The 15,263-nt window shown below is 34.3% G+C and carries 14 protein-coding genes; 10 read left to right on the top strand and 4 right to left on the bottom strand.

Features of this window, described 5'->3' with window-relative positions:
- Positions 1 to 114 precede the first annotated feature (114 nt).
- The 10 genes from SMGD1_RS02760 (at position 115) to SMGD1_RS02715 (ending at position 11,445) form a co-directional block, all read left to right on the top strand.
- The gene (locus SMGD1_RS02760; RefSeq protein ID WP_241761432.1) at positions 115 to 1,596 is read left to right on the top strand and encodes a dihydrolipoyl dehydrogenase family protein; all 1,482 of its coding nucleotides are present in this window, start codon (positions 115 to 117) and stop codon (positions 1,594 to 1,596) included.
- A 47-nt stretch (positions 1,597 to 1,643) separates the two neighbouring features.
- On the top strand, positions 1,644 to 2,375 hold the full coding sequence (locus SMGD1_RS02755) for a fumarate reductase cytochrome b subunit (protein ID WP_008340568.1): 732 nt from the start codon (positions 1,644 to 1,646) through the stop codon (positions 2,373 to 2,375).
- Positions 2,375 to 4,363 carry a fumarate reductase flavoprotein subunit gene (locus SMGD1_RS02750; RefSeq protein WP_008337738.1) on the top strand — a complete coding sequence of 663 codons (1,989 nt, stop codon included), beginning with the start codon at positions 2,375 to 2,377 and terminating at the stop codon, positions 4,361 to 4,363. Before SMGD1_RS02755 ends, SMGD1_RS02750 begins: the two co-directional genes overlap by 1 nt.
- Positions 4,360 to 5,103 (top strand): fumarate reductase iron-sulfur subunit, encoded by a 744-nt coding sequence (locus SMGD1_RS02745; protein WP_008337894.1) that lies wholly within the window; start codon positions 4,360 to 4,362, stop codon positions 5,101 to 5,103. Before SMGD1_RS02750 ends, SMGD1_RS02745 begins: the two co-directional genes overlap by 4 nt.
- A gap of 51 nt (positions 5,104 to 5,154) precedes the next feature.
- Positions 5,155 to 6,510 carry an NADP-specific glutamate dehydrogenase gene (gene gdhA, locus SMGD1_RS02740; protein ID WP_008337785.1) on the top strand — a complete coding sequence of 452 codons (1,356 nt, stop codon included), beginning with the start codon at positions 5,155 to 5,157 and terminating at the stop codon, positions 6,508 to 6,510.
- 125 nt (positions 6,511 to 6,635) lie between these two features.
- The gene (locus SMGD1_RS02735; RefSeq protein WP_241761431.1) at positions 6,636 to 8,357 is read left to right on the top strand and encodes a mechanosensitive ion channel family protein; all 1,722 of its coding nucleotides are present in this window, start codon (positions 6,636 to 6,638) and stop codon (positions 8,355 to 8,357) included.
- 85 nt (positions 8,358 to 8,442) lie between these two features.
- The gene (locus SMGD1_RS02730) at positions 8,443 to 9,057 is read left to right on the top strand and encodes a TorD/DmsD family molecular chaperone (RefSeq protein ID WP_008337895.1); all 615 of its coding nucleotides are present in this window, start codon (positions 8,443 to 8,445) and stop codon (positions 9,055 to 9,057) included.
- Positions 9,058 to 9,061: 4 nt separating this feature from the next.
- Positions 9,062 to 10,168 carry a 4Fe-4S binding protein gene (locus SMGD1_RS02725; protein ID WP_081444055.1) on the top strand — a complete coding sequence of 369 codons (1,107 nt, stop codon included), beginning with the start codon at positions 9,062 to 9,064 and terminating at the stop codon, positions 10,166 to 10,168.
- A gap of 2 nt (positions 10,169 to 10,170) precedes the next feature.
- Positions 10,171 to 10,929, top strand: coding sequence for a hypothetical protein (locus SMGD1_RS02720; RefSeq protein ID WP_008337926.1), 759 nt, complete (start codon positions 10,171 to 10,173; stop codon positions 10,927 to 10,929).
- A 9-nt stretch (positions 10,930 to 10,938) separates the two neighbouring features.
- Entirely contained in the window at positions 10,939 to 11,445 is a 507-nt protein-coding gene (locus SMGD1_RS02715; protein ID WP_008337722.1) for a hypothetical protein, read from the top strand.
- 25 nt (positions 11,446 to 11,470) lie between these two features.
- On the opposite strand, the gene SMGD1_RS02710 is transcribed toward SMGD1_RS02715, so the two are convergent.
- The 4 genes from SMGD1_RS02710 to SMGD1_RS02695 are packed head-to-tail and all read right to left on the bottom strand — an operon-like array spanning position 11,471 to position 15,158.
- The gene (locus SMGD1_RS02710) at positions 11,471 to 11,977 is read right to left on the bottom strand and encodes a phosphatidylglycerophosphatase A family protein (RefSeq protein WP_008337846.1); all 507 of its coding nucleotides are present in this window, start codon (positions 11,975 to 11,977) and stop codon (positions 11,471 to 11,473) included.
- Positions 11,978 to 11,984: 7 nt separating this feature from the next.
- The gene (locus tag SMGD1_RS02705; protein ID WP_008337937.1) at positions 11,985 to 13,175 is read right to left on the bottom strand and encodes a sulfate adenylyltransferase; all 1,191 of its coding nucleotides are present in this window, start codon (positions 13,173 to 13,175) and stop codon (positions 11,985 to 11,987) included.
- Positions 13,153 to 14,040: a response regulator gene (locus tag SMGD1_RS02700; protein WP_008337925.1), complete on the bottom strand. Its 888-nt coding sequence runs from the start codon at positions 14,038 to 14,040 to the stop codon at positions 13,153 to 13,155. The genes SMGD1_RS02705 and SMGD1_RS02700 overlap by 23 nt, the downstream gene beginning before the upstream one ends.
- Positions 14,037 to 15,158: a bifunctional 2-C-methyl-D-erythritol 4-phosphate cytidylyltransferase/2-C-methyl-D-erythritol 2,4-cyclodiphosphate synthase gene (locus tag SMGD1_RS02695; RefSeq protein WP_008337844.1), complete on the bottom strand. Its 1,122-nt coding sequence runs from the start codon at positions 15,156 to 15,158 to the stop codon at positions 14,037 to 14,039. The genes SMGD1_RS02700 and SMGD1_RS02695 overlap by 4 nt, the downstream gene beginning before the upstream one ends.
- Positions 15,159 to 15,263 lie beyond the last annotated feature (105 nt).

The following is a 15,263-nucleotide window of genomic DNA, read 5'->3' as shown; positions in this document are numbered from 1 at the left end:
AATATGAATAGTATGAATAATAGTGTAAGTGATAAGAAATCCTTTTTAAAAGTGATTCTAGCATAATTGTAAAAAAGAAATAGTTGTTTTATGTCAAATGTTGTAAAATATACTATGAATAGATTAAAATATGATGTTTGTGTTATCGGATGTGGTCCTGCAGGTTTTGCAGCAGCAATGAGGTCGTATGATTTTGGCAATCATGTTTGCATAATTGAAGGAAATCGTATTGGTGGTGCAGGTGTTGCTGATGGTGCACTTAGCTCGAAAACTATGTGGGAGCTTTCAAAAGATTTTTCGATTGCAAATAAAATAGATCGTGGTTACAGGGCTTCAAATATTAGTGTTGATTATGAAAAAGTTCGTGATAATGTTTTTGCAGCAGTTAGAGAAAAAGAGTACCAGATTCGCTCACAAATCGAGACATTTTCCAAAAAAGAGGGCAGTGACAAAAGTGTAACGCTTATTGAGGGATGGGGAAGCTTTTCTTTAAATAAGAGTGTTCTAGTTACCAAGCATGACGGTGAAGTTGTTGAAATCATTGCAGATAATTTTATCATAGCAAGTGGCTCTCATCCAAGAAAGCATCCACTTCTTGAAGTAGATGGAGAAATGATTATTAACTCCAATCATATATTAAAACTTAAAAAGTTTCCAAGAGAAATCTTAATAGTAGGAGCGGGAATAGTTGGATGCGAGTTTGCAACAATATTTGCAGAGTTTGGTCAAACAAAGGTGCACCTGTTGGATTCGCAAGAGAGAGTCATTCCTTTTGAAGATAACGATGTAAGTGACTATGCAGCAAAGATGCTTGAAAATATTGGTGTCTCAATCTATCATACAGCATCTCTAAGATCTATTAAAAAACATGACACTCATATAGATGTTACACTTGATTATAAAGATTCTCACACTGAGGTAATCAGTGTCGATACAATCTTAGTCTCAATAGGACGTGTGCCGAGTTTTAAAAGACTTGGATTGGAGAATGTAGGTATAGAACTAACACAGAACGGTCTTATCTGCACAGATGAAGAGTGTTTAGTCAATAGTAATATATATGCAGCCGGTGATATTTCCGGACATAATGCGCTTGTAAATGTAGCTGAGATGGAAGGGCGATTTGCGGCAAAGGCGATAGAATCAAAAATAAAATTCCCGCTTAGATACAGAAATATGTCTACAATTATGTTCTTTAATCCTGAAATTTCATCGGTAGGATTAAATGAAAAAGAGTGTCAAAAAGCTAAGATAGCTTATAAAGTCGTTTTTTATAAACATGCTTTAGTTTCTCGCGCCATAACGATGCGAGAAACAGAAGGATTTTTTAAGATGATAGTGACTGATGAAGAAAATCCAAAAGTTCTTGGTATGAGGGCAGCTGGACCGCAATCTGCAGCATCTATTATGTATATAGTAACTCTTATGGATCATAATATTCGTCTTGGAGATATTATGAAAACAGTACACCCGCATCCAAGTATGACTGAAGGCATACAAGAGTGTATTAGAACACTATTAGGTAAGTCAATCTTTAAGCCAGAAGCTTTTCCTCAATATATAAGCTTTAAAAGTTGGAAGCCAGAAGAACAATAATTATAGTAAAATTGCATAATTATAATAATGATAACCTCGGAGAATAAATGAAGAACAAAAAGATAGATAAAACACCAGCAATATTGGATTTTATCCAAAGTAGTACTGGGCTTATATTGGGAGTGTTCATAATGGGACATATCCTTTTTGAGTCTTCTATTTTAATTAGTAATGAAATGATGTACAGAGTAACTATTATGTTTGAAGGATATTACTTTTTTGGTGAGACATATCCTGGGATCATCTCATTTTTAGCAGGTGCAATTTCTATTATATTTATTCTTCATGCCGGTGTTGCTTTAAAGAAGTTTCCAAATAATTACAGACAACATAAGATTATGAGAAATCATGTTCTTCAAATGAAGCATGAAGATACATCTTTGTGGGTTGTTCAAATTATGACTGGATTTATAATGCTTTTTATCGGCTCTGTGCATCTTTATACTATGATGGCGGAACCTTCAAATATCGGACCATTTGCATCTTCATACAGAGTTGTCCATGAACATATGGCTCCTCTTTACTTCTTACTACTTCTATCTGTTGTCTCACATGCTTTTATTGGGCTTTATCGCCTTGCTATGAAGTGGGGTTTTATGGAGAGTAGAAATACAAAAGTATCGCGAAGAAGATTTAAGCTTTTGATGAAGAGTTTAATCGTTATATATATTGTAGTCGGTTCACTTAGCCTTATGAAATATATCTATATTGGTTACACAAATGATTTTGAACCAGGTACAAGATATAAATCAACTATTATAAATTTAAAGGCTCACTAGTGAAAGTTATATATACAGATGTTCTTATTATTGGTGGTGGTTTAGCTGGTTTGAGGGTTGCAACTGGTGTTAAAGAGAGAGGTCATAACGCTGTAGTAATATCTCTTGTCCCTCCAAAGCGATCTCATTCATCGGCTGCACAGGGCGGGATGCAAGCTAGTTTGGCAAATGCTAAAATGGGTGAAGGTGATAATGAAGATGTTCACTTCTCAGATACTATCAAAGGTAGCGACTGGGGAGCAGATCAGGAAGTCGCAAGAATGTTCGTTCATTGTGCACCAAAAGCCATAAGAGAGCTGGCTAATTGGGGTGTTCCATGGAGCAGAGTTCAAAAGGGTGACAGAAAGGTAATTATAAATGCTGAGACAGTCACTATTACCGAAAAAGATGAGGCTCATGGTCTTATCACAGCAAGAGATTTTGGTGGTACGAAAAAATGGAGAACTTGTTATACCTCTGATGGAACAGGACATAGCATGCTCTATGCAATGGATAACAAAGCTCATAAAGAAAAAGTTGAGATTCATGAGAGATTAGAAGCAATTTCACTTATTCACGAAGATGGCAGATGCTACGGAGCAGTTGCAAGAAATCTTATGAGTGGAGAGCTGGTAGCGTATGTATCAAAAGCTACAACAATGGCTACAGGCGGATATGGACGAATCTATAGTGTTTCAACAAATGCCATTATCTGTCAGGGCATGGGTCAGGCAATCGCTCTTGAGACAGGTATCGCAACACTTGGAAATATGGAAGCTATTCAATTTCACCCTACTGCAATTGTTCCGGTTGGAATTTTGACAACTGAAGGTTGTCGCGGTGATGGTGGACTTCTGCTTGACAAAGACGGTTATAGATTTATGCCAGACTATGAGCCTGACAAAAAAGAGCTTGCATCTAGAGATGTTGTAAGTCGCAGAATGACTGAACATATGAGAAAAGGAAAGGGAGTTAAATCCAAGTATGGAGATCATCTTTGGCTGGATATAACTAATCTTGGAAGAGAACATATAGAAAAAAACTTAAGAGAAGTAAAAGAGATTTGTGAAAACTTTTTGGGAATAGATCCTGCAGTTGACTGGATACCTGTTCGCCCGACTCAACACTACTCTATGGGTGGAATCCGTACAAAATACACAGGTGAATCACAAACTTTAAAAGGTCTTTATTCTTGTGGAGAAGCAGCTTGTTGGGATTTACACGGTTTTAACAGACTTGGTGGAAACTCTGTAAGTGAAACTGTTGTAGCCGGTATGATGGTTGCAGAGTATATTAGCGATTTCCTTGATACTCCAGAGAGTGATATGGTTATTCACAGCAGTAAAGTTGAGTGTTTTATGAAACAAGAGTATGACAAGTTAGAAAAACTGCTTACAAATAAAAATGGAGAAGATGCGTATGTTCTTCGCCGTCGCATGGAAACTATAATGATGGATAAGGTTGGGATCTTTAGAAATGGCAAAGATTTAAAAGAAGCAGTTGATGAGCTTGAAGAGTTGTTAAAGAGAAGTAAGAACATAGAAGTTTTTCGTTCAAAATCTCGTGCTGCAAATCCGGCGCTGGTTAATGCATATAGAACTCAAAGAATGATAAAAGTAGCACTTACATGTGCTCTAGGCGCATACTTAAGGCAAGAGAGTAGAGGGGCTCACTCAAGAGAGGATTTTCCTGAGAGAGATGATGAAAGATGGCTAAAAAGAACGATTACTTCGTGGCCGGATGCAAATCAGACTATGCCTAGTGTAAGTTATGAAGATATCAATATATCTAAGATGGAGATGCCACCTGGATTCCGTGGTTACGGGAAAGATTTAACTAAGCATCATCCAATGACAAAGGTTAGAGAAAATAGTGTAGAAAAGGCTACGAAGATGCTTCAAGAAGCAGGAAAAGACAGATTTGAGATTCAAGAAGCTTTGATGCCATTTAGAGATAAACTGCCTAAAAAGTATAGAGGAAATAACGAGAGACTTGGAGAGAACGTATGAGTAATGAGAAAAAGGCAAGAATGCTTAAGATAAATATATTACGTTTTGATCCACATGATCCAGAAGATGTTCCACATATGGAAACATTTAAAGTAGAAGAATCTGATGGAATGACTCTATATATAGTTTTAAATGAGATAAGAGAGCATCATGATAACTCCTTAAAGTTTGACTTTGTTTGTCGTGCAGGTATCTGTGGAAGCTGTTCAATGCTTGTAAACGGAAGACCAAAGCTTGCATGTAGAACCCTCACTTCTAAACTAGGTGAACATATTACTCTTGCACCTCTTCCTCTTTTTGAACTCATAGGAGATTTATCTATATATACAGGAAAATGGATGCGTTATTTAAATGAGCATCTGGAGACTTGGATACATGATAAAGAAAAAGAGCTAGATGTAGATAAACTAGAAGAACGCATGGAACCAGAACTGGCTAATGAGATATATGAGCTTGATCGCTGTGTAGAATGTGGATGTTGTGTAGCTGGATGTGGTACTATCCAGATGCGACCAACATTTACTGGTGCAGTTGGACTGAATAAGATAGCTAGATATCATTTAGATCCAAGAGATAAACGTAGCGATGAAGAGTATTATGAACTTATCGGAGATGAAGATGGTATCTTTGGATGTATGACGTTGCTTGGATGTGAAGATGTCTGCCCAAAAGACCTTCCATTGCAAAGTAAGATAGCATATCTTAGAAGAATGATGATTAAAACATCTATGAAAAATTAAGAACATTAGTTATAAAATATACATATAATAATAAAAATAACAGGAAAGTTAATGACTACAGCAGAAAGTAAAATTAAAAAATTTGAGAGTGGTAATTGTGAGCAGGATAAGGTTTTTTATCAGGCGATGGAAGAGGTTATATATTCGATAGCTCCACTTTTGGAATCAGATGACAGATATAAAAAACACGCGATTTTAGAGAGACTTGTAGTTCCAGACAGAATAATAAAGTTTAAAGTAGTTTGGATGGATGATAATCAAAACATAATGGTAAACACAGGCTACAGAGTTCAGTTTAACAATGCTCTTGGACCATACAAAGGTGGACTTCGTTTTCATCCATCAGTAAATGAGGGTATATTGAAATTTTTAGGATTTGAGCAGATTCTTAAAAATGCACTTACCGGTCTGCCGATTGGTGGTGGTAAAGGTGGAAGTGACTTTGATCCTAAGGGAAAAAGTGACTTTGAAGTTATGAAGTTTTGTTCAGCTTTTATGACTGAACTTCATAAATATATAGGCCCTCGTATAGATATACCGGCAGGGGATATTGGTGTTGGTGCCAGAGAGATAGGATACCTTTTTGGTGAGTATAAAAAGATAACTTCATCATACGAGGGTGTTTTAACAGGTAAACCGTTTATGTTTGGCGGATCACTTATGAGACCAGAAGCGACAGGTTATGGAACTGTATACTTTACTGAGACTATGTTGGAAATTGAAGGTAAAGAGCCTTTAACAGGTAAAATATGTACAGTTAGTGGAGCAGGTAATGTTGCTCTTCATGCTATAGAGAAACTTTATCACATTGGTGCTATCCCCGTGTCTTGTTCAGATTCAAAAGGAACTATTCATGACCCTCGTGGTGTTGATTTAGCACTTTTGAAAGATTTGAAACTAGAAAAACGTACCTCTTTGGAAGAGTATGTAGTAGCTCATCCAGAGGCTAAATATATTCCAGTGTCAGAGTACCCAGAAGATGGACATGCCGTTTGGGATATACCATGTTATGCGGCATTTCCATGTGCAACTCAAAATGAGTTAAATGGCTTTGACGCTCAAAATCTTATAGTAAACGGTTGTGTTAGTGTAAGTGAGGGTGCAAATATGCCATCAACACCAAAAGCTGTAAATGATTTCTTATCTCATAAAATATGTTTTGCACCTGCAAAAGCTGCAAATGCAGGTGGTGTTGCTGTTAGTGAATTTGAAATGGCTCAAAATGCTTCTATGAGTAAGTGGAGTTTTGAAGAAGTAGATGCAAAACTAAAAAATGTAATGCAACAGATTTGTAAAAGAGTTGCCTTAACTGCCAAAGATTATGGGGTTGAAGGTAATTATGTAGATGGAGCAAATATTGCAGGGTTTAAAAAAGTTGCTGATGCTATGATTGCTGAGGGCATCTAAAATATAACAAGGAGTCTGTCATCAAAAAATTACTTATAATTTTAATACTGGTTTTACCGCTATTTGCTAAGTCTGGACCTGATTATTCGCCATTTATCACTCAACAGATTGAAATGATAAAGCAGATGAATGATGATAATGTAACTCAAGAGAAGATAATGCAGATTGCAGCGAAGCAAGAAGCTCTGTACTCTAAAGCGTTAGATGACATCCTAAAAAACAAAAACAAATTTATAGATAAATCCAGAGTCTATGACTCTGAGATTTTTGCATTAGAAAAAATCATAAAGCTAAATAAACGTCTTGGTAATAAATATGCAACTATTAGAGATGAGGTCTTAGTAAAATCATATAGACTTTTAAATGCTCAAAACACTATGGTAAGAAGTATTCTTAGAGCTCTAAATAACATGAGCTTTGAAGAATTTCAAGTATATATGAGTGATATGTTTGTAAAGAATCAAGAGCATAATGCAGAGATAACTAATATAGACTATGAAGCTATTTTACAGATTGATGAACCATCAAGAACTCTAAAGCAGGCTAAGGAAAATATCAGAGATTACTATGCATTATTAGAATTAAATGGAGATACCCTTAAATATCTATCTTTGTTTGAAAAGAAGATGTACAGGCTAAATAAGTACTCAAACTATAATCTGATAAATCCTGTTATCTCCATAAACAATACTGCTATAGCACAACAGATAAACTCTGTTATTCGTCCATATGGCTTTGATGTTGTCAAAATTATTTTTATATTGCTTGTATTTGCAATTATTTATCTTATTCGTAAATACCTCTACAAAGAGATAGAAGCATATATCTTTGATATAGAATCTTTGAAAAAATATTCAAAAGATATCTTAAACAGTGTACGAAAACCAATAGAGTTTATTATCATCTTGATCAATATAGAAGTAACACTTTATATTTATAATGATTTTGCAGGAGTCGGCACATTTGATAAGTTTTTTACTATAAGTTATATAGTTCTGCTCACATATATTGTCTATAAAATTGTAAATGTAATATCAAGTATAAAAATTCATGAGATAGATACTGTCGATAAAAAAATCAAAAGTGAAATAATTAACGTCGGTATTAAAATAATTAATTTTATTATTATGGTTATAGGTCTGCTTGTAATCTTACACTTTGCAGGGGCAAACCTCACCACTGTTCTCTCTGGTCTTGGAATAGGTGGTTTTGCTGTAGCTCTTGCTGCAAAAGACTCTTTGGCCAATTTTTTTGGAACTCTTTCCATCTTGCTTAGTGATGTCTTTTCTCAGGGTGACTGGATAGCTGTAAATGGACATGAAGGTACTGTTGTAGAGATAGGTCTAAGAGTTACTACTTTAAGGACTTTTGATAATGCGATTATTGCAATTCCAAACTCTATTTTAGCTAACCAAAATGTTAAGAACTGGGATAAGCGCTCACTTGGTAGAAGAATAAAAATGAGTATAGGCATCAAGTACAACTCTAAACGCGAAAATATAAAAAATGCTATAGAAGAGATACGCCATATGATAGATAAGCATCCTGGAATTGCTACTGTAAATACTGAGTATGACTACTCTCATCATAAGAGTGCTAAGCTTGTTTCAAAAGATGATGAAATGGGTATTAAGAGAAATCTCCTTGTATATCTAGATGAATTTTCAGGTTCAAGTATTAACATACTTATATACTGCTTTTCTAAAAGTGTAAATTGGGCTGAATGGTTGGAGACTAAAGAAGATGTTATGTATAATATAATGGAAATCTTAGAGAGAAACTCTTTAGAGTTTGCGTTTCCTTCTATGAGTATTTACAAGGAAAATGAGCCTAGTCAGACAAGCTAATCATATTTTCAGTCTTTTGTGATAAAATAATCACTTTAAAAATCTCAATTGTATAATTTTAACAAATAAAAAAGGTCAATAACCTATGCAACAAACACAAGCAAGAGTAAATATTTACGCGCTTATGTCTCGCATCTTATTACAAGAGCTAGATGCTAAGAGTCTTAAAATGATTAAAGAAGATGAAAATATTTTAGATTTTTTTCCAACTTTAAAAGATTGGAAACCACTTAATGAGCTAAGTGACAATAAACTTTTAGAAGAGTATTTTAACCCTGATTTTGTAAATTTATCTATACTGCATTTAATCCCATATGAGTCTTTTTATGTAAGAGAAGATCAAATGATTGAAACTGGTGGCGCAAATCCAGTAACAGATATGTATAGTGCATACAACTTTATGGTTGATTATGAAGCGTCGAGAACTGTATCATCAGACCATATAGGTGTTGAACTTGAATTTATGCATCACTTGTGTCTTGCTGAGCTAAAAGCCTTAGAAGAGGGTGATATGGTATCTGTAAAAGAAATAAGAGAAGTTCAGCTTGAATTTTTAGACAAGCACCTGCTTAAATGGGCTCCACTATACCTCATAAACATGAAGTTTGAAGCAAGAACACCTCTTTACTACGATGCTGCAGAGATGGCGTTAGAGTTTATTCTTAGTGATAACGAGTACCTTGTTCAAGAGTCAAAATAGTTAAATGTCTTTAATATCACTAAATGCCAGTAGATGTGTTCGTTCTCTTGCAAGAGAGAGTGAATGTAATAAGTGTGAAATAATCTGTCCAACAGAAGCTATTGTCGTAGGAGAAAACCCTCTACCATCAATTAATTTCTCATCTTGTATTGGCTGTGGTGCATGTGATGCAATTTGTCCTAATGAAGCACTATCTCTTGATACATTTAAGCCTACAGAGTTTTTCTTCTCTTTTTTAGAAGATAATGAAAATATAATCTCATGTCGGAAAAATGTTCCTTGCATAGCAGCTTTGAGTGTTGAGCATATAATCTCTTTAGCTATTTTGAAAAAAAAGATGGTTTTTGATATGGGACACTGTGATAGCTGTTCTATTGCACATAAGTGCAAACCTCAGATTCTTAAAAACTATGAAGAAGCAACATATATTTTAAGTGCTATGGAAAATGAAGCTGAGATAAAACTTGAAGATGTTTGTTTTATTAAAGAAACACAGAACAAGGAGAGTGATAGAAGAGATTTTTTCAACTCTATTACTCTTGGTAATGTTGCAAAAGGCAAACATGCTTTTGAGGCTGAGGTTAAAAAAGCTACTGATGAACTTGTAGAACATACTCTACAAAAAGAAGATATTGCACTGTTGAAGAAAAAAAGAGTACCAGAAAAAAGAAAGCTCTTTTTTACAGCTATAAAAAGAGTAAGCAAACCATCTCAGTTTCATATTGTAGATGCTAATGAAGTTACATTTACTTCACAAAAGCTTTTAAATGAAGATAGTTGTACTGCTTGTCAAATGTGCTATAGAATCTGTCCAACAGGTGCTCTGACATCCGATATAAAAAATTCTAAAATAGACTTTGATCCATTTCTTTGTATAAAATGTAGCATTTGTCATGATGTTTGTGAACCAGATGCAATAACGCTTTCAAGTTCATACAATGTAAAAGAGTTTTTTGAACCAGCCGTTCAAAATTTGGTCTCTTTTAAGGTAAGAAGATGTGATGAGTGTAATGTTATATTTAGCACAAACTCAAATGACAAGATGTGTTACAGATGTAAAGCAGAAGATGAAGAAGCCCGCTCCCTTTGGGGCATAACTGAGGATATGTAATTATGATGAATAATTCAAATGAAATCTCGCACCAGACAAAACTATTTGGTTATATAGGTGAAAATGCTGGAGTGAGTAGATTTAGTGCAGTGATAAATAAGATGTTTAAAGCTAATGCTGATGACGTGATGATGATTCCAATGAACATTAGAGAAGATGATCTTTACTTTACTATATCGAACATGAAAAAGTCACATGTTAACGGTGTTGTAATATCCAATGAATATGTAAATGATATTTTAGAGATATTAGATGACGCAAGCAGTATGGTTAAAAGAACTGGGATGTGTGATATCATCTTTAAAGAGGGTGAGAAGCTCAGAGGCGACGTTTTCAGTACAAGAGTACTTACTGAGTACCTAAAGGATATCCGTGCTTCTAAGATAGCTGTAATAGGTGTACAACCACATGCAAAATCTTTTTCATTCCTATCTTGTGGATTTAATGTGAGTTATTATAATGAGAACCTTGAAGAGTTGATGGCTTTTACGCAAGAAGTTGAGATACAAGATGCTGATATTAATCGTTGTGCAAGTGGAATGAGTCTGGATTTATCTAACTTTGACGCCGTGCTTGATTTTTCAGATTTTAATTCTTTAGAGATGATTGAAAAACTCCCTGCATTTAACTTTGATATGAAAAATACAAAAGAGTTTTCAGCCTTAAAGAAAAGAGCAGATGAACTAAACGCTAGGTATATCAGTTACGACGATATGATAGAAGAGCTTACAAAAAAAGCTTACAAAGAGATAACAAAATAAGGAATAACGATGAATGAACATGATTTAAGTGATTTAAAAGCAGAATTTGATAAGTTTGTTAGTGATAAATGCTCACTAAGCCCAGAAGATGGTGTACAGCAAAACAGAGATGTTGGAGATAAGGAAGATGAAGAACCGGTACCACAGTTTGTAGATGCTCTGACTTCAAGACTTTTAGCACCAGCACATAGTGGAGTCTACCTTTCTCGTTTGGATATTAAAAGAATTGCAGAAGCAATCGATGAGTCAATACCAATTAAAGAACGTGTAAAGATGGTTAAGTCACTCTTTAGACACACTACAAAGAAAGAGTATTTAAAAGATGCATTCGCTGAGATAGATAAGCATATTAATGGTCGTATTTTAATTTATCAAGAATTGAGTGAAGCTTTTCCGGCATCTAAGAGTGTTTTTGATGAACATACAAAAAAAGCACAGAAAACTATGAAAATGTTTAGTACAATTATTGAAGATTTTGAAGAGATAGAACCGACATCAGATCCTATGTTTGTATAAAACTAAAGTTTTATACAAACATCTATTAAAGCATTCCTTGTAGTTGTAACCAACCTTGCCAGATAAGTGAACTGACAATACCAGCTGCAAAACCTGCAAGGATATCGTCACCCATAACACCGATCCCGCCTTTAACTTCTCTGTCAATTCTACCTATGATAGATGGTTTTTTGATGTCAAAATATCTAAATAGAAGAAATGATAAAATAGCTTGGATTAAAAATCCATTCTCTAGTTGTGTAATCTCACCCATGCCAATAGTCATAGCTGGTGCAACACTTAGTGCAAACCACATTCCTGCAAGTTCATCAATAACTATACGTTTGTCATCATGAATTCCACTCTTTAGTTCATATTTGTTAATTTCACGAATAGCTATGATGCTTATTAAAATAGTTGCTAAAAACAGTGTTTCAACTTCAAATATACTAAGTATTAAAATACCAAGAATAAGTGCCACAAAGCTTCCTGCAGTACCAGGAGCTTTAGGAAATAGGCCACTGTAGCCTAATGTTATAAAAAACCAGTTCATTGTGTTCCTAAGTAAGTGATGTAGTTTGGTAGAGTTTCATTAACTCTAGGTAGAAATCTTTTTCAGTGTGTTCTTCTAAAAGACCTTCAACCGGTAAGATGTCATAGTATAGTTTCTCTAAGTTTTTAAATCTATTTGGAAATAGTTTAGAGAGTATTTGTGCAGAAATTTCTTTTCTCATAAGCATAGTTGGAGGTAAAATACCAAGTTCTAGAAGCTCTAAGATTGAGTCTGCATGATAAGATATCTGATGGTGTTGACCATGAGGACAAGTGTTTTTACTTACTAATGTAGTACATTTATCACAGTAAACATATTCGCTGGCTATATTTATTTCTATATCTATCCCTATTACTTTGTCGATGATAGACTTGTTTGAATTACAATCATAAAACATACCAAGTCCGGCATGGTTTCTTCCAATTGTAAGTCTGTCACAACCATAGTTTTTTGTAACGATAGCATCTATGATTATTTCATTGTAACCTGCAAAAATGTAGCTGTTCTCCAGAGGAACAACAATTACATGATTCTTTGTAAGAAAGTTATTTATGAAATAGTCCAGAGACTCTTTTCTTATTTCATAGCTTAAATTTGATTCGTTAGTTGTTTTTAGTAAAAATATCACAAGCAGATCTGTATTTTCAAGTGCTTGGCGAATAAGTCTTTCATGAGCACGGTGAAGAGGATTTGCTGCCATAACAAGTGATGTTGTATGTTTGGCTTCTATGAGCTTTTTAGCATTTTCAATAGTTTGCTTATTCTTATCACTAGATTTATTTACAAGTTTATACTCTCCCGAAACTGCCAATGGCCCTAGTCTATTCATAGTCGCTAGAACACCAGGATGTCCAATGTCATCTGTCCCGTAAATATGTTTAATTCTCTCACTTGGCTCAATATGGAAAACTTCTTCTACTATTAGAGTTGCAAAAGGTTTTTTCTCAAACAGTATTGTAAGTTCTTCTCCGACTTCAAGATTACTGAGAACCTCTGCATTAGTCTTTCCAGAAGGTGCAAGGATGAAAGGAAATGGGAAAGTCCTTCCATTAATCAATCCCGTTTTTAAAACATTCTGACTCTCTTTTGAGTTCATCAAAGAAGTAGCTGGTGCTAGTAGTCCATCTTTTAGTAACTCTAAGGCAGAAGCTGCTTCTTTGTCAATTAAAAGAGTTTTATTTTTTCTTGATGATGTCATATTTTTTTCGTTTTTCCCATAAACTTTTTCTGCTAATTCCTAGTTTCTTTGATAGTTCAATATCTGGAAACTTGTATTGATAGTTAAGAACAATATACTTAACATAATCCTCTATCGGTAGTATGTCTCCCTGGTCAAAAATATTGTTGTCACTTTTTATCTCTAAAACTTGATGCTCAACATTTTCTATCTTATCTGTACTAGATACAATAACTTTTTTATTAGTTATAAGAGAACAGAAAGCTTTCTTATCACCTTTTTTAAGAGTTTGATAATCTATAATATACAAAATTGCATCTTGGTTCAACGACTCTATTTCACTCATAGCTTTAGGATCACTAAGCGTGATAAAGTGAATCGGTAAATCTTTTTTATATGCATGCTCAAATGCAAAAGCATCTGAATACTTTTGAAATGAAGATGAGATAAAAATAGGAAGATCTATAATATCATGATTATACTCATGTGTTACCGTAGAAAAAGAGTGAGTTAGATATTTCTTATAAGCAGCATCTCTTTTCTTTAGTTTTTCATAATCTTGATAGTGATCTATCTTTCTTATGAGCTCTTCAATCATAAATGGTTTTAGAATGTAGTCTTTCGCACCGGCACTAAGTGGTTTTGAGACTGTATCGTTAGAAATATATGAAACCATTAAGATAATAATAGATTTTTTGAATGTCTCAATAACAGGGTTGAAATCTTGACCATTGATGTTTGTGGAAAGTAAAACAACATCATAATTATTACTCTTTATAGCGTCTCTTGTAGATGTACACATTTCACATACATGACCTAACTCGCCTAACTTTGTAGCAATACTCTGCGCTAAATAAACTTCATTTTCTATAATTAGTATTTTCAAATTTTTGTCCAATCAAAATATTTTAAATTTGCATTCGCAATAACCCCAACGCCTTCACTTCGACCTATGAAGCCAAGCTTTTCAGTTGTTGTAGCTTTTATATTTACTCGTGAGCTTTCGCAGTTTAAAATCTCTGCAATTGTTTTTCTCATTTGTAATTTGTACTTGCCAATCCTTGGCGTCTGAGCTGCTATTGTTAAATCAACATTTACAATAACAAAACCAAAGTTGTATATTTTATTAACAACTCTTTGAAGTAGAATTTTTGAGTCTATATTTTTATACTCATCACTGCTGTCTGGGAACATCATACCAATGTCACCCATACCAGCTGCACCCAAAAGAGCGTCTATTAAGGCATGAATGGCGACATCACCATCACTATGGGCTTTAAATCCAAAGTCAGAATCTATTTTAACGCCACACAAATACATATCTTTGCTCTCATCAAAAGCATGAACATCAAAGCCTGTACCACTAAGAATATCATTTGATGGCTTTGATAAACATGATAGTTGGTTTAAATCTTTAATAAAAGTGATTTTATTAGCTTCGTTCTCGCCAAGTATAAACTCTCTTGAACCACCATTTGCTACGATGGCACTACTCTCATCAGTGAATTCGGTATTAGTATTAAGAGAATCTTTTAAAACTGAAGTCTTTGATAGCTGAGGAGTTTGAATTCTCTTTACCTTGTCTCTGTCTATAGTCTCATTATCGTATACAATAGTATCACTAACTTTTAAGTAAGGAACAATACAGTCAGCTTCACCTTTTTTAGAGATGATTTTTTTCAAAAACTCTTCGCTGATGCAAGATCTTGCTATATCACTAACAAGAACATATTCGCTCTCAACTTCTTTTAAAGCATTATTTAAAGAACTTTGTCTAGTGGTAGAACCTTCTACAAAAGTAAAAGAATCGTAACTTCTCATAAACTCAATATCGTCACTTGATGAAGTGATAATGATTTTATCGAAAAGTTTAGTTTCTACACACTTACGGGCGACATATTGCCATAAAGGCTCATGTCCAATACGAAGCCACTGTTTCTTAGCATCGCAAAGAAAGCGACTAGAATTGCCAGCAGCAAGTAATATAAGTGTTGTTTCAGCCAAATATACTCCTGTGTTTGAAAAGTGTTACGAAATTATACACTCAAAAAGCTTTTTTTTCTCTTGTTTTTGCAATATCTGGGATATATTATCTTTGAAATACTTATT

The organism is Sulfurimonas gotlandica GD1 (genome assembly GCF_000242915.1).
GTDB lineage: Bacteria > Campylobacterota > Campylobacteria > Campylobacterales > Sulfurimonadaceae > Sulfurimonas > Sulfurimonas gotlandica.
Note: the sequence above shows the minus strand (reverse complement) of the source record. Positions and strands in the feature narration are given on the sequence as shown.